The organism is Bacillus sp. FSL W7-1085, from assembly GCF_038595035.1.
Taxonomy (GTDB): domain Bacteria; phylum Bacillota; class Bacilli; order Bacillales; family Bacillaceae; genus Bacillus; species Bacillus altitudinis.
In genome coordinates, this window is the sequence record NZ_CP152000.1 from 3,208,099 (window position 1) to 3,227,550 (window position 19,452).

Here is a 19,452-nt window from a genome sequence, read left to right on the forward strand (position 1 = left end):
GAGAATAAGGGGGCACAATCATGAGCAGTTCTTTATTGCTCTCCAATATTCATATTGTGACAAAGACAGAAATCATTGAAAACGGTTTTGTCGGTTTACGCGATGGCAAGATCGACTATATTTCAACATCACCGCCGACAGGAAATTATGAAAAAGTATATATTTCCCGGGAAAACTTTTATTTACTCCCCGGAATGATTGATATTCACATCCATGGGGGATATGGTGCAGATATGATGGATGCGACACCAGAAGCCATGAATACACTTGCTGATCACTTACCCGCAGAAGGAACGACAAGCTTTTTAGCAACAACCATTACACAAAATCATCAAGAGATTGAGCAAGCACTTAAAAATGTCGCACAGTGGAGACCCTATAATAAAAAGCAGGCTGGAAGTCAGGCACAATGTTTAGGCATTCATCTAGAAGGTCCTTTTATTTCTAAAGATAAAGCTGGAGCGCAGCCTGCTCAATGGATTACACAGGCTAACCTTCCTCTTTTTGAGAAATGGCTGAGTGCATCAGATCAGCTGATTCGAATTGTGACTTTTGCTCCTGAGGAAGATACTGAATTTGCATTTCTTTCCCTGCTAAAAGAAAAAAATATCATTCCTTCTATTGGACATACAAATGCTCCTCATGACATGATTGAACTAGCAGCAAAGCACGGCGCGCGTCATGTCACGCATCTTTATAATGCGATGAGTTCATTTCAGCATCGTGAGCCAAATGTTGCAGGGGCTGCGCTTACAAACGAAAAGCTTTTGACTGAGCTGATTACAGATGGCATTCATTCTCATCCTCTTTCCGTAAAGCTTGCGTATTTGGCAAAGGGTAGTGAACGTTTGATCATGATTACAGACTCAATGCGTGCAAAAGGACTTGGAGAGGGAACCTACGAATTTGGTGGGCAGACTGTGACAGTCAGCGGTGAAAAAGCATTGCTGGCAGATGGAACACTTGCAGGATCGATTTTACAAATGAAAGATGGGGTCAAACGTATGAGACAGATCACACAATGTGGATGGACAGAAATTGCTCAAATGACCTCAACAAATGCAGCCACTCAGCTCGGGATCGATCATCAGCTCGGTTCGATCGAAGTTGGAAAACTGGCAGACTTGGTCATTTGGGATGAAGCTGGCGAACTCATGATGACGATCTGCCATGGACAAATCGTTTATGAAAAAAAGGAGGCCACACACTGATGAACATCATCGAATTTGCAGATAAAGATCAATTAGGAAAAGCAGCTGCTGCTTTCATTGCACGTACCATTAAATCAAAAACAGATGCGGTTCTCGGTCTGGCAACTGGCGGTACACCAATTGACACTTATAAAGAGTTAATTCAGTTGCATCAAACAGAACAATTGTCTTTCAAACAAGCAAGAACAGTGAATCTGGATGAGTACGTGGGAATTGATCAAAATCATGAAAATAGTTATATGACTTACATGAAGCGTCATTTATTTGACCATATTGATCTCCCATCAGATCAATATTTCCTCCCCAATGGTGCTGCTTCTCACTTGGAAGAAGAGTGCTTAAGGTATGATCAGCTCATTGAAGATTTAGGGGGCATTGATCTTCAGCTACTTGGTATCGGACAAAATGGACATATCGGTTTTAATGAACCTGGTACTCCCTTTGACTCAAAGACGCATGTCGTCCAATTAGATGAACACACTCGCCAAGCCAATGCAAGGTACTTTTCTTCTATAGATGAGGTACCTACACATGCCATTACAATGGGAATTGCAAGCATTCTTTCAAGTAAAAAAATTCTCCTTCTCGCATCAGGAAAATCAAAAGCGGACGTGATACAATATTTAGAACGAACAGAGATTCACCCAGACTTCCCTGCATCTGCTCTGAAACTTCATGAAGATGTGACGATTTTTATTGATCGAGAAGCTGGTTCACTACGCTAAACACGAGAGGATTTTCACATGTTTATTGATAAGCAGTCACCTATCCCCATGTACCATCAGATTATGGAGAACTTAAAAAAGCAGATTGAGGATGGAACGTTAGCACCTGATACACTCATTCCTTCTGAAAGAGAATATGCCGAACGCTTTGGTATTAGCCGAATGACTGTCAGACAAGCCTTATCGAACCTTGTGAACGAAGGATATTTATACCGGCAAAAAGGAAAAGGAACATTTGTTAGCCGAAAGAAGTTTGAACAACCGCTTCAAGGCTTAACAAGCTTTACAGAAGATATGCGTCAACGTGGGCTCAAAGCTTCAAGTCAGTTGATTGATTTCAAAAAAGTCGCATGCCCAGAGCACTTGCTGCAATCATTACAGCTGTCGAACAGTGAAGATGTCTATGAATTAAAACGAATCCGCCTTGCAAACGATGAACCAATGGCTATTGAAACGAGTTATATTCCTGAAAAATTTGCTGGCGAGCTCACAAAGGACCATTTAACTGGATCTTTATATGAATATATAGAAGCGAACACAGGTCTAACCATTGCCCATGCCAAGCAGGAGCTTGAAGCCAATGTTGCTTCAAAGGAAGAAGCTAACGTGCTGTCTATTTCATTAGGGGACCCTGTTCTCTCCATTGCAAGAACAACTTATTTTCAAAATGACCTTCCATTCGAGTATGTCATGTCCGTTTATAGAGGGGATCGATACAAGCTCACTCACACAATGGAAAGATAAAACTGTGCTCCTGAAAGCACAGTTTTTTATTTCCTAAGAAATGTTGATTGATCATCATTTTTTGTATGGATTTTCCATATAGGCGAAATCGCTTTCCCTTCGAAACGGTCTTTTGCGACAGTGTACCAATAATATTCTTGATTTGGCTTTAACCCTTTCCATTCAAAGGTTGCTTTTTTACCACTTTTCACACCTTTGACTTCTCCAAGAAGAACGTTTGTGTAGACATTCAATTCAAAATAATTGGTTTTAACGGATTTCATTTTTGGTGTTAAATCGACATCAATTGAAAATTCATCTTGATCTCCATACGTTTTTGGATCATAAAAATGTTCTTGATTCAAGTAAGGTGAGTATGTGGTGAAATGAAGCTTATTTTTTTCTTGATCCGCAGTGATCAGCCGCATAAAACCTTGACCGCCTTCAGGACCTGACTGGTAATCTGCAAGGATTTGATATACTTTTCTGTCCACTTTTCCATCATGATCATCGTCAATCTCATCTACTTTTCGACTGGCTCCGTGGTAGTGGCCACTAAATACTGCGACAATATTCGGGTGACGCTTTACCACTTGATGGAAGATCAAATCTCCAATTGGGCTTCGATTGCCGCTCACTAACAAATACTCATGGAAATTTAAAATGACAATGCGATCTGGATGTTCAGAAATGACTCGATTTAACCAGTCAATCTCATTTTGCTTGATCCCCCAGCCCATATACACCATCATATAATCATTGCCACCAGCAGAGATAAGATCATAATGACCTCGATTGTTTTGATAGGATTCACCGTAATATGGCTTGTCTTCAAAGCGTTTCGCTCCAAAGTATCTCCCATATTCCCTATAATGGCCGTCTTTGTGTCTGACATCATGATTACCAGCTAATACACCGTAAGGAATCTGATGCTGATCTAACACACGCATAAATGTATCGGCACGATTCCATTGCTTATCCTTTGAATCATCCACAATATCACCTGTATGGAACACATATTGAATATTCAATGGGTCCCTTTGATCTCTGATCCACTCGACCATTTTTTTGAAGATATGAGGATAACTTCTGGCATAATATTGAGTATCAGACATCCACACCATCTTATAAGGCTTTAACGTCTGACTGATCTCATCTTGTACAAGCAAATCAAACGTTTGATTTTTCATATACTGTCTGACTGACAGCAGCCCTTTCAGGTAAAATTCCTTTTCATCCTTGGCAAAGTGATGAGTGATTTTATCCCACTTTTCTTGCTGATGATTCCAAGCGTACATCGTTACCTTTCTCCCTGATAATGAGCTTCCTTTCCATACAGCCTCGACAACATCCTTTTCACGTACATCGTGATGAACCTTGATTTGAAAGCGATGATAAGGAAAATGCTGTAGATCTTTCGTTTCCACTGATTTACCATCAGCAAATGCAATGCGATTTCTTTCTCGATTAGAAAAAATCATTTCCCCTGTTTCATTTAAATGTTTTGGCGGCTCTGTTTCCGCTGCATATTTGAAAATCTTCATGGACGGATGCAGCGATGTATATTGATAGGCACGGTAAAAGGAGTAATCTAACTGATCATTAGTAGGATCATTGGTTAGCACTGTTTGCTTAGATGATTCCTTTTTTGTCCTATCTGACACTCTCTCTGGCGTTTCAGGGTGTTCATGTACCGTCTTAAAAACCTTTTTCAAAGTTGATTTGTTTCCAGCGGCATCTTTTGCTTTTATCTTCAATGTGTGTTCTCCAGGTTCTAATTCGCTAGAGGACGTTTGATAAGGCAAAGAGATCGGTTTTCCATCTAAAAACGCCTTCATCTCCGCTATGTCACTCCAACGATCCGTCACCTTTGCCTTTAACGTAAAGACGCCTTTATATTGGTCATTTGCCTGTATATTACTCTTGATTTTCGGACCCGTGTTATCGACTTTCACACGTACAGATTGAGATTCGTCTGCGGTTTTAGCCTGAACAACATGTACTCCTTCTTTCAGCCTTCTTGTATCCCACTGAATATAGCTTGAAGCATATGCCTGCTTCGGGATTTGAAACTGAAATGCTCTTACCTTCTTAGCGCTGCCACCGTCGCCCATTTTCCATTCCTCATGCTGGCTCGCATTTAGAGGCAGAATTTGAGTTCCATTCGATAAAATCATCTGGACATTTTTCAATTCAAAATCATCGTGATTTTCTCCAGGAAATCGGTCAAACGGCGATGACTTCGTCCCAGCATGGAATGATATCGTTTGTGGACCTGCCTTTTCTAAGTGTTTTTCTGGTATTGGTATCGTATAGGTGCGATACACTTTTGTCGAATCATCAAAAATGGAAAGTAAGTGCTTACCTATAGACACACCATTCTTAAAATATAAATTTGTCCCTTTGACATCAAATGCAAGATATGGATCTGCTTCAAGTGCAGGGAATACTTGTCGAATCGGTTTTCCATCTATCATTAATTTTATGCTTTTTTTCTGATCTGCTGTTGCTTTTAAGTGAAATACGCCAGAAACCGTATCTCCTTCTTCTACATTCAATCGAAGGCCGTGAGCTTTGCTTACTTGTTCCACATCAATTGTTTTTTTCATTGTCATTGCTTGATTTTCGCCGTCAGACGCTTCAATCTGATATTCCAATCGATCTTTACCGATGAGCTCAGGTGAATAAATAATATAGTGAAACAGCCGATCATTATGATCCTTTTGAAGCAGCACCTCTTTAAAATCTTCATGACGATTGGTTCGATATCGCAATTTGACCGTTTTGACGGACTGATCATCCTGCACATCTGCTCTCATTTCAATGCCTTCAGTTGGTTTTATCGGTTGATTGTCTGTCATATCTTCGATCACAGGTTTATGAACATCTTGTGATATTTCTTTTTTTTCAGTTGGAATTTGTGCTTTTAACACTTTTCCGGGTGTTGGCTCTTCCTCCACTTTCGAGATCAGCTTCATTTGTGTCGTACCATCCATTGGATACTTGAACAGTAACGATCTGTGCTCGCTAAACAATGAAGGCTTTAAACGATAGGATGCCGACGATACCTCTTCTCCTATATTTGTTGTGATAGAAACAAGGCGGGATTTAGAATTGGACAATCCTTTACTCTCAATGACCGATAGTTGCTCGCCCTCTTTTAAATGGCTTTTGTACATCGCATTAAAGTCCGCTACCGTTAAATGCTCCTGCCCTTTTTTTCTAAGCCAAAATACGTACGGCTTTCCAGGAGAAATGGTGATAGTACTTGTGTGAAATGAATATATATCATCCATCTCCACGCCTTGTGATGGATTGCGATAGCGAAGCTGGTAATGTCGAAGTGAAATGGGTGCATGAGTTGTGTTATACACCTCGATGAATTCAAAAGCATCCTTGCCTTTGCGGTTTTTTGAATTCACGACGATTTCTGTCATCAATAGCTCAGGAATTTGTGAGAGATCCTCTTCAAATCCGTTTAAGTGAACTGCTTGTTCGGTTGTTTTGATGACAGACTTCTGCGTCAGGAATTCTGTATAGTAATGAACTGTTGGATTCCACAATTGATCTGTCGGGATTTTCGCTGTGAATTCTGGTTTCATCCCCGGCAATCGTTCCATTGGGATCAATCGATATCCTAGCTCATCACTCTGTTTATAGTACAAGTTTGCAGACAAAATTTGCTCTGACTGACTAATAGATGCCCGAAATTGAAGATCACGTTTTTTTCCTTGAACCGGACGGACATCTACTTGAAATTGATCAAAGATAAAAGGTGAAAAGGGCTTATTTCGTATGTTCACTTGTGTTTGTGTCAAAGATCCTGCTGAAGCAGGCTGACTGAAACAAAAAAGAATGCTCAAAAAAAGCAAAAGAATGATTTGTCTGCTCACATTCACCATCGTGCACCGCCTCCCTTCGGATATTGTGTCTCCTGAAGACGGTTTTTATGACAGATGGAACGGGGAAACGATATAAATTCACACAAAAAAACCGTTAGCTTTTTTTCGCTAACGGTTCCACGATTCCTTTCTGTATGAGCAGATGGAAAATGGATAAAATGACAGCCATCCAAATGGCCGTTCCAAACCCATCAATGTTAAAACTATCTCCCATAAAGCTTGAGGTCATCATCAGTGTGATGGCATTAATGACAAAGAGGAACAATCCTAGTGAAAGTACTGTCACTGGCAGCGTTAAAATGATCAAAAACGGCTTCACTAAAATATTGAGCAAGGACAAAATAATACTTGCTACAATCGCTGCGCCAAAGCCTTCAATATACACACTACCAAGGCCTGGCAGAATGCCTGAATCAAAATATCCAGCAATGACGATTAAAAGTAATGCATTGACGAAAATACTAACGATCCATCTAAGCATTTAGTTAGTGCCTTCTTCCGGAACAACAAAATACCAGATGAAGTAGATCAAGAAGATCGGCATAAATGCTGTCATAAATCCGATGATCACCGTTAAAATACGAAGCAGGGATGCATCGACACTTAAGTATTCAGCAAGTCCACCGACAACACCCGCTATTTTTTTATCTGTCGCTGAACGATAAAGCTTCTTCATGTAGAATCACTCCTTGTCTGATTGGTGCTTTACTTGGATTGAGCCTGTTTTTGTTTCTGCAAAAATGGATATATTGTGCTCCGCCTGTTGATTGGCTTTGATCATTTTCTCTTTTTGCAACGTTTCATTTTTCTCTTTAATCATATTTGCATCAAGCAGCTCATGAGAGATTGATCCGAGATTGCTTTTCAGCTCCGCAGTCACTGCACAAGCACGCGGAATCTGAACGTCCACACTGCCTGTTGTCGTTTTTGCATAGATCGAACGGCATTTCTCATCTGACAGCTGAACAGCAATGTTCCCATTGAAGCTCTGTGCATCAATTGATTCACTTTTCCCGCGCAGGTCAATGAGCCCATTAATGGTTTCTACTTCAATCATACCACACTCGTGATCAGCCAGTTTGATTTGTCCATTTGCTGTTTCAATTCCGACTTTTTCTGCTTGTAAAGAGGCAAAAGAGACGACGCCATTTGTTGTTTTTGCAGCCAGTTCTTTTGTCTTTAGCTTTTCCCCGCGAATCGGTCCATTAAACAGTTTGACTTTGATTTTATCGTATTGAATACGTGGTACATACAGGGTGACATTGACCTTCATGGTCTTCTTTTCAGTTCGGATAAAAAATTTGTCCCCTTCAAGCCCGCAATCCAGATGTTGAAGAAATTGCTGTCTTGCCTGCTCTCCATCCTCTGCACGGTAAATTTTCGCATGACACTCTGCCCGAACATCCCCATCATCCCAAGGCATCAAATTGAGACTGCCGTTTGCCAATTGAATATCTAAATGAGACAGTGCCGCGTCTTTGAATTGAAAAATGTGTTCAACGTCGACGGACTGTCCAAAGTTCAAATCAAGATCTACATCTTTGACCTTTTTCACCGCCGAATCTAACCATCCAAACAGCTTTGCACCGAGGTTTTCAGTACCAGTTCCTTTATTCTCTGTGCCAGCTTTTTCTTCATGAAAGGTATGATCAGCCGTTGGTTTTTCTAGTGAAATGGACTGATTTTCTTCTAGTTTTTCAAGCAGCGTAATCGCTTCTTTTGCAGATAATGTCCCGTCTTCTACTAATTTTAAAATGCGTTCTTTTTCATTCATACAAAGCCCTCCTACGATTTGATGGATTGAAGCACTTTAATACCTTGAATGATATTCCAAATGACAGAGATCAAAAAGCCAATGGCGACTAAAAAGGACAAGATAAGTACGGTGAACACTGGAACGAGTGAGTCGCTTGCCTGTGTCGTCAATAAAAAGGGGATAGCTCCAAAAACCAGCAGCACACACGCTGCGACTGGCAAAACATGTGACCACAATGCACGCAGCGAATGCCGTTTCGTTTCCTTTTGATTCACTACAAAATATGCCACGATCGGTACAATAAACGGCATGAAAAATACACTAAAATAACAAATAGATGCAATGATCGACTGATCTCTGTTCATATATATTCGCTCCTTCATGATGAAAATTCCTTTCTAACTCATACGTTTATGGCGTATAAAAAGTTTCAAACTCATTCGATTTACATATGACCTTAGACACAAATTATTTCTTTTTGCACCTAAGTGTAGATTCTTCATGGATTACCCTTTAAAATATGTTGAAAAGATGGTGATTATCATTATAGGGGGTAATTATTTTGACAGATCATCATAATGCTAACCACACGGCACAAACGCTTTTAGACCTTATACAGAAACAGAAAAGCATGAACAGCGATATGATCAAGGAGCTAGAGGCCATTCATCCGTCTCATCCGAAGTATGGTGATATCCGTTATTTAAAAGTACTGCTCGATAGTAGCAGCACTCATATTTTAAAGGATTTAACGCACCTCAGTAACTTAATGCCAAAGGAAGATGTGCAATAAAAGGAAAACCCCTCTTTCGGAGGGGTTTTTCTTTATGAGGATGTCACACTTTCTGTTTCTTTGACTAACTGTTTCATTCGCTCACGATCACGCTCTAAAATCGGTTTTAGGTATCGACCGGTGTAAGAAGCTTCTTCTTTAGCAATGTGTTCAGGTGTTCCTGAAGCAATAATCGTTCCTCCACCAGCACCGCCTTCTGGTCCTAGATCAACAAGGTAATCGGCTGCCTTAATAATATCAAGGTTGTGCTCAATGACCAATACCGTATCCCCGTTTTCGACCAAGCGCTGGAGCACTTTTAACAACCTAGCAATATCATCCACATGAAGACCGGTTGTCGGTTCGTCTAAAATATACAAAGATCTTCCGTTTGAACGGCGGTGAAGCTCAGATGCCAATTTCACACGCTGCGCCTCTCCACCAGACAATGTCGTGGCAGGCTGCCCAAGTGTAATGTATCCTAATCCAACATCAAAGATCGTTTGCAGCTTCCGCTTAATTTTCGGGATATTCTCGAAAAATTGAAGTGCGTCCTCTACCGTCATTTCAAGCACATCGGAAATATTTTTCCCTTTATACGTGACCTCTAACGTCTCGCGGTTATAACGTTTCCCGTGACACACTTCACAAGGCACATATACATCAGGTAAAAAGTGCATTTCAATTTTAATAATGCCATCTCCACGACACGCTTCGCAGCGTCCACCTTTCACGTTAAAGCTGAATCGCCCTTTTTTATAGCCTCGTACCTTCGCTTCATTGGTTTGCGCAAAGACATCCCGCACGTCATCAAATACACCTGTATACGTAGCAGGATTGGATCTTGGTGTACGGCCAATTGGAGATTGATCAATATCAATGACTTTGTCTAAGTGATCCATTCCTTTGATTTCTTTGTGCTGTCCTGGCTTCGCTTTTGCTCTGTGCAGTTTTTGGGCAAGGGATTTCAATAAAATTTCATTCACAAGTGTACTTTTCCCTGATCCTGACACACCTGTCACAGCAGTAAAGACACCTAAAGGAAACTTCGCATTCACGTTTTTAAGATTGTTTTCTTTTGCCCCTTTAATTTCAATGAATCGGCCGTCAGGCTTTCGTCTCTCAATCGGAAGCGGGATGAATTTCTCACCAGATAAATATTGTCCAGTCAACGATTTTGGGTCTTTCATGACTTCTTCTGGTGTTCCAGCTGAAATCACTTCTCCTCCATGAACCCCTGCACCTGGTCCAATATCAATGAGATAATCAGCGGCAAGCATCGTATCTTCATCATGTTCTACGACAATCAGTGTGTTTCCGATATCACGCATGTTTTTCAATGTCCCAATCAACCGGTCATTATCCCGTTGGTGTAGACCAATCGATGGTTCATCTAAAATATAAAGAACGCCTGTCAGTCTTGATCCAATTTGTGTCGCCAAACGAATCCGCTGCGCCTCCCCGCCTGATAATGTGCCAGCAGACCGGCTTAATGTCAAATAATCTAATCCGACATTATTTAAGAAGGATAAGCGCTCTTTGATTTCACGTAAAATGAGCTGGGCAATCTGCAAATCTTTCTCAGATAACTCAATTTTCTCATAGAAATCAAGGGCATCAGATACAGACAAATCGGTCATTTCTCCGATATGTTTGCCATTGATGAGAACCGCAAGTGTTTCTTTTTTCAGGCGATATCCTTTACAGGTCGGACATGGCTGATTGGCCATATATTTTTCCATTTGCTCCCGGATATAATCGGAGCTCGTTTCCTTGTAGCGCCGTTCAATGTTACGAAGCACACCTTCAAACTCGATTTCATTTTCACGGACCTGGCCAAAATCATTTTCATATTTAAAATAAATCAGCTCAGAGCCGCTGCCATATAAAATTTTATCAAATAAATGCGCCGGAATATCTTTTACTGGAATATCCATGTCAATTCCATAGTGTGTACATACCGCCTCAAGAAGCTGCGGGTAATATTGTGAGCTTTGAGGCTCCCATGGGGCAATGGCATGCTGACGTAAAGTCAAATCCTTATTCGGAATCACAAGCTCTGGATCTACTTCTAGTTTAGAACCAAGCCCATCACAGCTTGAGCAGGCACCGAAAGGGCTATTAAACGAGAACATTCTCGGCTCAAGTTCCCCAATAGAGAATCCGCAGTGCGGACAAGCATGATGCTCACTAAATAACAGCTCCTCTTGTCCAATCACATCGATCATCACACGACCTTCACCAAGTCGGAGTGCCGTTTCAAGAGAATCAGACAACCGTGCAGCCACGCCTTCTTTCACGACAATTCGATCAATCACCACTTCAATGGAATGCTTTTTATTCTTTTCAAGCTCGATCTCTTCTGACAGGTCCTCCATCTCGCCATCAACTCTGACTCGAACGTAGCCCTGCTTCCGAATTTGATCAAGTACTTTCACGTGTGTTCCCTTACGTCCAGATACGATCGGCGCAAGCACTTGTAGTTTCGTTCGTTCTGGATACTCTAAAATACGGTCTGTCATTTGCTCAATCGTCTGTGATGTAATTTCGATCCCATGAATAGGACAAATCGGTTTTCCGACTCGAGCATATAATAGACGCAAGTAATCATAAATTTCTGTAACAGTCCCAACGGTTGATCGAGGGTTTCTGCTTGTCGTTTTCTGGTCAATACTAATCGCTGGAGAAAGCCCTTCAATCGCATCTACATCTGGTTTGTCCATTTGACCGAGAAATTGACGTGCATAGGCTGACAGTGATTCAACATACCTGCGCTGACCTTCTGCATAAATGGTATCGAAGGCAAGCGACGATTTTCCCGAACCAGATAAACCCGTAATGACCACTAGCTGATCGCGCGGGATATTGACATCAATATTTTTAAGGTTGTGGGCTCTTGCCCCTTTCACCTCTATTCGTTCCATAGCCATCTGGCATTCATCCTTCCGCTTTTAGCTCTAGCAATAGATCTCTTAATTCTGCTGCTTTTTCAAAATCAAGCGCTTTTGCTGCATCTTTCATTTCCATCTCGACGTTTTCGATCACTTTTTCTCGTTCTTTTTTGCTCATTTTTGACAACTTTGGTGCTGCTTTTGTTTCGTATTCTTCTGAATCCTCATGTACTTTTGTTGCCTTGATCACATCTCGAATCTTCTTATGGATCGTTTGCGGAGTGATACCAAATTTCTCATTATACGCTTCTTGCTGCTCACGTCTCCGCTTTGTTTCTTGTATAGCAATGTCCATTGATTTCGTCATATTGTCTGCATACATAATAACCCGGCCTTCTGCATTTCTTGCAGCACGGCCAATCGTCTGGATGAGGGATCTTTCTGAACGTAAAAAGCCTTCTTTATCCGCATCTAAAATCGCCACGAGCGACACCTCTGGAATATCCAAACCTTCTCGAAGAAGGTTGATCCCAACAAGCACATCATATTTTCCTAGACGTAAATCACGAATAATCTCAATCCGCTCTAGTGTCTTAATTTCTGAGTGCAGATAATTGACCTTGATTCCGATTTCTTTCAGATAATCTGTCAGATCCTCAGACATTTTCTTCGTTAAAGTCGTCACAAGCACACGCTCATTTTTCTCAACCCTTGCATGAATTTCCCCAATTAAGTCATCGATTTGTCCTTCAATCGGACGGACTTCAATGATTGGGTCAAGCAAACCGGTTGGACGAATAATTTGTTCCACAACCTCTGGCGTTTTCTCAAGCTCGTATGGGCCAGGTGTTGCGGATACATGCACAATATGGTTAATGTGCTTTTCAAACTCATCAAATGTGAGTGGTCTATTATCAAGTGCTGACGGCAGACGGAATCCGTGATCAACAAGCACTTGTTTTCTTGCCTGGTCCCCATTGTACATGGCGCGAATTTGCGGGATGGTCACGTGTGACTCATCGACAACAATCATAAAATCATCCGGAAAATAATCAAGCAATGTGTAAGGTGTTGAACCGGGCGGACGTAAGGTGAGATGTCTTGAGTAGTTCTCAATCCCTGAACAAAAGCCCATCTCTCTCATCATCTCAAGGTCATACCTTGTCCGCTGCTCAAGACGCTGTGCTTCAAGCAGTTTTCCGTTTTCACGAAGCTTTTCCAACTGTTGCTCAAGCTCTTTTTCAATATTAATAATCGCTTTTTCCATCTTTTCTTCTCTTGTGACGAAGTGAGATGCTGGGAAAATAGCAACGTGGTCACGATCACCGAGAATTTCTCCAGTGAGAGCATCTACTTCACGAATACGTTCAATTTCATCACCGAAAAACTCCACTCTGATACAATGCTCATCTCGTGAAGCAGGAAAAATTTCAACGACGTCTCCTCGAACTCTGAAGGTTCCGCGCTGAAAATCTATATCATTACGAGAATACTGAATATCCACAAGCTTACGCAGCAGTTGATTGCGTTCAATTTCCATTTCAGTTCGTAAAGACAGCACAAGCTCTCTGTATTCTTCAGGAGAACCTAAGCCATAAATACAGGACACACTGGCAATGATGATGACATCTCTTCGCTCAAATAATGAGGATGTGGCGGAGTGCCTTAGCTTATCGATCTCATCATTAATGCTGGCATCCTTTTCAATAAATGTATCAGTTTGAGGCACGTACGCCTCAGGCTGGTAATAATCATAATAACTCACAAAATATTCAACAGCATTATTCGGAAAGAATTCCTTAAACTCGCTGTATAATTGTCCGGCAAGTGTCTTGTTATGCGCAATGACAAGTGTTGGTTTGTTCACTTCTTTGATCAGGTTGGATACAGTAAAGGTCTTTCCCGTACCTGTAGCACCTAACAGCGTTTGATGCTGTTTCCCCTGATGGATGCCCTCCACAAGCTTTTCAATGGCTTTTGGCTGATCCCCTTGGGGCTGATAGTTAGAAACTAATTCAAAGCGGTCACTCACATCAAAGCCTCCGTTTCGTTACGAAATCTATCTAATGAATATATTATCATAAAAGAACACAAAAATACGAACTAAAGTTCGTGTCTGACTTGATTTTTATTTCCAATACAACCATACCCTCTCTGCCGTGGCTCATAACCCTCTAAAGAAACCTTCCTTTCAGTATGGAACATTTTGGAGCGAGATATTCGATCAGCAGAAAAACCACAAAAAAGAAAGCTGCACTCACTAGAATCGTAAGCACAGCTCCTGCAATCAAAAATATTTTCTTTTCATCAAGAGGGATCACATCAATGATGTTTTTCAGCCTTCTCTCTTTTTTCGACTTCTTTTTTGGCCATAAACAATGCCCCGGCCACTAAAGAAATAATATCTAATCCTACGATAAAGTAGGTTTCTGTATAGCCTTTCATATACGAAGCAAATAAAAGCGCTGCTGTTAATGCAATGCCAACGTAATGATTATAAGTAACCTTTGAAAATAAAATAACGAGCAAGAAAGGAAAAACAAGTGCAAATATGGCTTTTGTAATCACAAAAACCCTCCCTCTACATGGTCTACTCCCTTGATTATAGTAAAGATTGGCATAATGAACAATTCACAGTTTTCAATTTCAGCTTTTTTCTTCTCGGTTGAAGACTTTTGATATAGATGAGGAGGAAAATTAGTGAAAACGTCCCCTTTCTAAAGATAGGTCTTTACGTCTTTGACAGTTACATCCAATAAATTCTATGATGAAAATGATAGTGCGCACTATCATTTTAAAAAATAAAAAGAGACAAATGAAACCATTGGCTATTTGGATAAGGGGGCATTCCCATGTATTCAGTATTATTTCATGCGGCTGAAGAATCCGCATCACTCGCAGGGGCAAAAGGCGTGAATTTAATTAAATTAAACAATCACGGACTGCCAGTTCCAGATGGATTTATTATTAAAACGAACAGCTTTGCAAGCTTTCTTTCATATCACAATTTCCATCCAACTGATCAAAACCTTGCCCGAAAAATCACAGAAGCTTCGTTTCCTTCACAAATGGAGACAGAATTACTTTCATCCTTTCAATCATTGTTGAAAACATATCCATCCGTTGCAGTGCGATCCTCTTCTGTTGCGGAAGATCTCGAAGGCGCCTCCTTTGCAGGTCAATACGAGACCTATTTAAATATCAAAACAAATGAAGAATTCTTGCAAGCCGTCAAAGAATGTTGGTCGTCTTACTTCGCAGCAAGAGTCGCAGAATATAAGGAAGAAATGATTGAGAACGAGGAAGAGATGCCGCTCATGGCTGTTGTTGTACAAGGATTGATCCATTCTGACATCTCTGGTGTCATCTTTAGTGAGAATCCTGTATCAGGAAAAACAAACGAAGTCATGATGACTGCAAGCTATGGACTAGGAGAAGCCATCGTCTCCGGCCTTGTGACGCCAGATACATTTATTGTAAACAAAGAAACGTACTCTATTGAAAAATCACTAGGAACAAAAGAAGTGCAAATTGTCCCCTGTCAAGAGGGCGTCGTTGAACAACCCGTAGGTGAGGAGATGGCTGGCCAATTTTGTCTTCGAGATGATCAATTGATCCAAATCACGAAAATGACAAAACAAGTAGAAGAACTTTATGGACATGGAGTAGATATCGAATTCGGCATGTCAGATGGTACTTTTTATTTACTTCAAGCAAGACCGATTACTGCTTCTTTTTCCAATACAGCAAATGGCTCCTCAGGTGCAGCCTTTCAAATGAAACCTGAAGAGCTGCAAGACTTCTGGATCTCAATGGACGATCATATGCCTGGACCCACAAGTCCTCTTTTTTCAAGTTTGATCATACCTGCTTTAAAAAACGGGATGAAGAAAAACGGAGAGAAGTATCAAGTACCAGACCTTAATATTAAAGATATCAAGCTTTATAGAGGTCATTTGTATTCTTCACCGTCTATGCCAGAAGCGTCAGAGGAACCAGTTTTTGACGAGAGCCTATTCGAAATGTTTCCTCGTTTAAGCGAAAGAATGTATCGCATTTTAAAGCAAAACTTGTTCCCATTATACGAAAAACTTGATCAGCAAATCACTCAACCGCTAACAATTGAGGAAGCCATTAATGGCTTTCAAGAATTAAAGGAGATTTATCTAAGAGCGTATGACGACCATTTTGATATTGTCATACCTCAAGTCATTCTATCAGCGATCATTGAAGACATGCTTGTCACATATACTGGGGATCAAACACAAGTCGTTCTGCTGCATGAAATGATGATAGGTGTGATGAACAAGTCTCTTGAAACAGATCAAAAGCTATCTCACTTGGCAAAAGACGTTCTTCAAGATTCCGAGCTTCTTCAGGCATTTAAAGATCATTCAACGAATGCTGAACTATTATTTGCCCTCAATCACACAGATAAAGGAAAAAACTTCATTTCCGACGTAGAAGCTTTTCTCCAAGTCTATGGTTGGCGGTCTGTTAAAAGCCATGATTTCACAGAGGAAACATGGGTGGAAAATCCTGAATTTGTCTTGGACATCATTAGAAACAACATTCGGTATCAATCTGATTTTGATGAAGAATTTGCACAAGCCGTGATCAAAAGGCAAGAAACGTATGAACAGTTTATCAGTCAAGTGACAGATGAAGCGTTTAAAACAAAATTTGAGGAACTTTATCATTTTGCACTCCATGCAGCCAATATTCGAGATGATCATCACTTTTACATTGATGCCATGTTAGATGCAAAAGCGAGACTCTATCTCTTAAAAATTGGTGAACTTCTTGTTCAAAAAGGAGCGATCCCTCATCAAGAAGACCTTTGGTATCTTTACGATGATGAAGTACTCAATGCGCTCACAACTTCGACCACATACGATTCGATCATTCAGCAAAGAAAAATTGAAATGAAGGAAAATGAATCCATCCAACCACCAGCTTATACAGGAACGCCTTCTGAAGCTGAATTGCAGCAAGTAGAAAGAATGCTCGGTTCGCTAAGGGAAAATGAAAACAACACAGACGATGCAATCTATGGAATTGGTGCATCTAGCGGCATTACTTCCGGAAGAGTCAGAGTCATTACATCTGCTGATGAATTTTCACAATTTGAGAAAGATGACATTTTAGTTTGTAAAACAACGACACCTTTATGGACCAGCTTATTTAGAGACGCAAAAGCAGTCATCACCGATTCTGGCGGCATTTTGTCCCATTCCGCTATTATCGCTAGAGAATATATGATACCTGCTGTCTTAGGTACACGGATCGCAACTGAAAAACTAAAATCTGGTGACCTCGTGACAGTAGATGGAGCCAATGGGCGTATCCAGTTATTAAATCAGCATTCACGGGCATAGTCGTCACTGTTTGGATCATATTGGCGGTCACAGATTTTATCGGTATACTTACTTTGTTGCAAACACATTCATAACCTGAGGTGAGTATGCTTGTTAAAATCAACAAATCAGCGGATCATTCGCGCAACAATGGAATTATTGTCTGAAAAGGGCTATCAAAAAACAACGACAAAAGAAATTGCGACAAAAGCGAATGTAAGTGAAGCGACAATTTTTCGTAACTTTAAAAACAAACGCGGCGTGATTGCTGCCATTATGAAAATGAAATCAACACCGACCAAAACCCTTGAAGCTGAATTTAAAGACGATTTATACACCGATTTAAAATTTCTCGGTAGCTATTTCCTTGAAGATTTGACTTCAAAAAAAGAATTTATCTATATCAGCATGAGAGAACCCGCTATGTTTAAAGATTTAACAGACCATGAAAAAATTTATCCTCAAGAATTGAGAGACATGCTGATTCATTATTTCAAAAAAATGAGTGCTCAGCATCGTGTATTAGAAGGAAAAGAAGACATCTATGCTGATATATTTATTAGCACGTATTTTGGCTTTTTCATTCAACAGCTAGAGCAAGACATTCAGCTTGTTTTAACACAAAAAGAAGACTTTATTGAGACATGCACACACATTTTCATGAGAGGAATTTCCCCCACTTAATTGGGTGAAATTCTTCTTTTTTACAAAGGTGGTAAACACATTGAATCTTAAAAAAGAGAACTTGATCATTTATTCTTTGCTGCTTGGAGCTATTTTAGTTCCAGTCAATTCAACCATGATCGCAGTCGCTCTATCATCCATATCAACTTATTACGATCAATCCATATCAAACATTACTTGGGTGGTCACGATTTATCTAATTGTCATGGCAGTCACTCAACCTATTGCGGGTAAGCTGGGAGATATATACGGCCACCGCAGCATGTATTTAGCCGGTGTGATACTCTTTTTGATTGGCTCCATTGGATGTGCTTTCGCACCTAATCTTGCTTTTCTTATTAGCTTCCGATCAATTCAAGCGGCAGGCGGAGCTATATTAACACCGAACAGCATTGCTTTAATTCGAGCAACAGTATCACATGAAAAGCTTTCTAAAACTATGGGTTTTTTCGGTTTTGGAGCGGGAATTGGTGCCGCACTTGGACCTTTTATCGGCTCTATTCTCATTCAGAGCTTTGACTGGCATTCCATTTTCCTAGTGAATATACCATTTTTGATTCTCACACTTGTGACAGGCGTTTTTATGATTCCGAAGATGAAACATACGCGTTTACAAGCCAATGTAGATATCATCGGTTCGTTATACTTAACAATCGGGATCGCCACACTCATTTTGTTTACTAAAAGCCAATTATTAAACGAATACATGATCTATGGCGTTCTAGCGGTCATTTCCATTCCTTTATTTTTCAAACACGTACGGAAAGTTACAAATCCCATCATTGATTTGACATTATTTAAAAACAGTACCTTTACGAACGCTAACCTTTCTATCATGCTTAGTAATTTTGTGATGTACGCGATTCTTCTCATTATGCCGCTGTTTATGGAGCAAAAACTCGCGCTTTCTCATACACAAAGCGGGATTTTCCTTTCGATCTTTTCACTCTGTATGTCTATTAGTGGATTACTCGGGGCAAAGCTCCATCCAATAAAAGGTGCCAAAAAAATGATTCGATTTTCATTTCTCTGTCTTACTTTATCAGGTGTTATGCTGATCACACTAAGCAGCTACCCAAATTTACCACTCCTTATCATCACATTAGTCGCTGGGGGGATCTCATCAGGTATTGGCATGACTAGCATGCAGATGGCTTCTTTAACATCTGTTGATCAGAGTTTATCCGGCTCTGCATCTGGGATTTTTTCTACCTTTAGATATTTCGGAAGTATCATTTCATCTACTTTAATTGGTATATTAAGTGGTTTTCAATCTTTATTTATCATATTAATGGGCGCAGGTATTCTTGGTTTCCTCCTCTCTCATCGTCTAAAAACGAAACCCACTTCTCATTCATCTGAACACTCTGCTTAATGACTCCCTTCGCTCTATTTAGGGCGGGGGAGCTATGATTATTTGTTACTGTAACC

General features: G+C 40.4%; 15 protein-coding genes. 7 read left to right on the plus strand and 8 right to left on the minus strand.

Features of this window, described 5'->3' with window-relative positions; all coding sequences use genetic code 11:
• Positions 1-20 precede the first annotated feature (20 nt).
• Genes nagA through MKY11_RS16775 form a run of 3 tightly spaced genes read left to right on the plus strand, consistent with a single transcriptional unit; the run spans position 21 to position 2,680 of the window.
• On the plus strand, positions 21-1,211 hold the full coding sequence (gene nagA / locus MKY11_RS16765; protein ID WP_160757977.1) for an N-acetylglucosamine-6-phosphate deacetylase: 1,191 nt from the start codon (positions 21-23) through the stop codon (positions 1,209-1,211).
• On the plus strand, positions 1,211-1,936 hold the full coding sequence (gene nagB / locus MKY11_RS16770) for a glucosamine-6-phosphate deaminase (protein ID WP_058336964.1): 726 nt from the start codon (positions 1,211-1,213) through the stop codon (positions 1,934-1,936). Before nagA ends, nagB begins: the two co-directional genes overlap by 1 nt.
• 18 nt (positions 1,937-1,954) lie before the next feature.
• Complete coding sequence (locus tag MKY11_RS16775) at positions 1,955-2,680, plus strand: GntR family transcriptional regulator (RefSeq protein WP_041507821.1); 726 nt, start codon at positions 1,955-1,957, stop codon at positions 2,678-2,680.
• 26 nt (positions 2,681-2,706) lie between these two features.
• On the opposite strand, the gene MKY11_RS16780 is transcribed toward MKY11_RS16775, so the two are convergent.
• The 5 genes from MKY11_RS16780 to MKY11_RS16800 all read right to left on the minus strand — a co-directional run bounded on the left by MKY11_RS16780 (position 2,707) and on the right by MKY11_RS16800 (position 8,682).
• On the minus strand, positions 2,707-6,561 hold the full coding sequence (locus tag MKY11_RS16780; protein ID WP_274660545.1) for a metallophosphoesterase: 3,855 nt from the start codon (positions 6,559-6,561) through the stop codon (positions 2,707-2,709).
• 94 nt (positions 6,562-6,655) lie between these two features.
• Entirely contained in the window at positions 6,656-7,042 is a 387-nt protein-coding gene (locus MKY11_RS16785) for a phage holin family protein (RefSeq protein WP_007500042.1), read from the minus strand.
• On the minus strand, positions 7,043-7,237 hold the full coding sequence (locus MKY11_RS16790; RefSeq protein WP_008348183.1) for a PspC domain-containing protein: 195 nt from the start codon (positions 7,235-7,237) through the stop codon (positions 7,043-7,045). It lies immediately after the preceding gene.
• Positions 7,238-7,243: 6 nt separating this feature from the next.
• Positions 7,244-8,335 carry a DUF4097 domain-containing protein gene (locus MKY11_RS16795; protein WP_039169067.1) on the minus strand — a complete coding sequence of 364 codons (1,092 nt, stop codon included), beginning with the start codon at positions 8,333-8,335 and terminating at the stop codon, positions 7,244-7,246.
• Positions 8,336-8,346: 11 nt separating this feature from the next.
• Positions 8,347-8,682 (minus strand): hypothetical protein, encoded by a 336-nt coding sequence (locus MKY11_RS16800; RefSeq protein WP_342501625.1) that lies wholly within the window; start codon positions 8,680-8,682, stop codon positions 8,347-8,349.
• A 197-nt stretch (positions 8,683-8,879) separates the two neighbouring features.
• On the opposite strand from MKY11_RS16800, the gene MKY11_RS16805 reads away from it, so the two are divergent.
• A complete protein-coding gene (locus MKY11_RS16805; protein ID WP_008348188.1) occupies positions 8,880-9,110 on the plus strand; it encodes a hypothetical protein in 231 nt (76 codons plus the stop codon).
• Between the two features lie 32 nt (positions 9,111-9,142).
• On the opposite strand, the gene uvrA is transcribed toward MKY11_RS16805, so the two are convergent.
• From uvrA to MKY11_RS16820, 3 genes are all read right to left on the minus strand, one after another.
• Entirely contained in the window at positions 9,143-12,019 is a 2,877-nt protein-coding gene (gene uvrA / locus MKY11_RS16810; protein ID WP_017357887.1) for an excinuclease ABC subunit UvrA, read from the minus strand.
• A 7-nt stretch (positions 12,020-12,026) separates the two neighbouring features.
• Positions 12,027-14,012, minus strand: coding sequence for an excinuclease ABC subunit UvrB (gene uvrB / locus MKY11_RS16815; RefSeq protein WP_274660544.1), 1,986 nt, complete (start codon positions 14,010-14,012; stop codon positions 12,027-12,029).
• Positions 14,013-14,302: 290 nt separating this feature from the next.
• The gene (locus MKY11_RS16820) at positions 14,303-14,548 is read right to left on the minus strand and encodes a CsbA family protein (protein ID WP_008348197.1); all 246 of its coding nucleotides are present in this window, start codon (positions 14,546-14,548) and stop codon (positions 14,303-14,305) included.
• 284 nt (positions 14,549-14,832) lie between these two features.
• On the opposite strand from MKY11_RS16820, the gene MKY11_RS16825 reads away from it, so the two are divergent.
• From MKY11_RS16825 to MKY11_RS16835, 3 genes are all read left to right on the plus strand, one after another.
• Positions 14,833-17,358, plus strand: coding sequence for a PEP/pyruvate-binding domain-containing protein (locus tag MKY11_RS16825; protein WP_144666190.1), 2,526 nt, complete (start codon positions 14,833-14,835; stop codon positions 17,356-17,358).
• A 90-nt stretch (positions 17,359-17,448) separates the two neighbouring features.
• Positions 17,449-18,021 (plus strand): TetR/AcrR family transcriptional regulator, encoded by a 573-nt coding sequence (locus MKY11_RS16830; RefSeq protein ID WP_008348201.1) that lies wholly within the window; start codon positions 17,449-17,451, stop codon positions 18,019-18,021.
• 40 nt (positions 18,022-18,061) lie between these two features.
• On the plus strand, positions 18,062-19,396 hold the full coding sequence (locus tag MKY11_RS16835; RefSeq protein WP_017357883.1) for an MFS transporter: 1,335 nt from the start codon (positions 18,062-18,064) through the stop codon (positions 19,394-19,396).
• Positions 19,397-19,452 lie beyond the last annotated feature (56 nt).

Excerpts from the sequence above, each read along its gene's own strand:
- nagA (WP_160757977.1), top strand. The coding sequence starts at position 21 with ATGAGCAGTTCTTTATTGCTCTCCAATATTCATATTGTGACAAAGACA.
- nagB (WP_058336964.1), top strand. The coding sequence starts at position 1,211 with ATGAACATCATCGAATTTGCAGATAAAGATCAATTAGGAAAAGCAGCT.
- MKY11_RS16775 (WP_041507821.1), top strand. The coding sequence starts at position 1,955 with ATGTTTATTGATAAGCAGTCACCTATCCCCATGTACCATCAGATTATG.
- MKY11_RS16780 (WP_274660545.1), bottom strand. The coding sequence starts at position 6,561 with ATGGTGAATGTGAGCAGACAAATCATTCTTTTGCTTTTTTTGAGCATT.
- MKY11_RS16785 (WP_007500042.1), bottom strand. The coding sequence starts at position 7,042 with ATGCTTAGATGGATCGTTAGTATTTTCGTCAATGCATTACTTTTAATC.
- MKY11_RS16790 (WP_008348183.1), bottom strand. The coding sequence starts at position 7,237 with ATGAAGAAGCTTTATCGTTCAGCGACAGATAAAAAAATAGCGGGTGTT.
- MKY11_RS16795 (WP_039169067.1), bottom strand. The coding sequence starts at position 8,335 with ATGAATGAAAAAGAACGCATTTTAAAATTAGTAGAAGACGGGACATTA.
- MKY11_RS16800 (WP_342501625.1), bottom strand. The coding sequence starts at position 8,682 with ATGAACAGAGATCAGTCGATCATTGCATCTATTTGTTATTTTAGTGTA.
- uvrA (WP_017357887.1), bottom strand. The coding sequence starts at position 12,019 with ATGGCTATGGAACGAATAGAGGTGAAAGGGGCAAGAGCCCACAACCTT.
- MKY11_RS16825 (WP_144666190.1), top strand. The coding sequence starts at position 14,833 with ATGTATTCAGTATTATTTCATGCGGCTGAAGAATCCGCATCACTCGCA.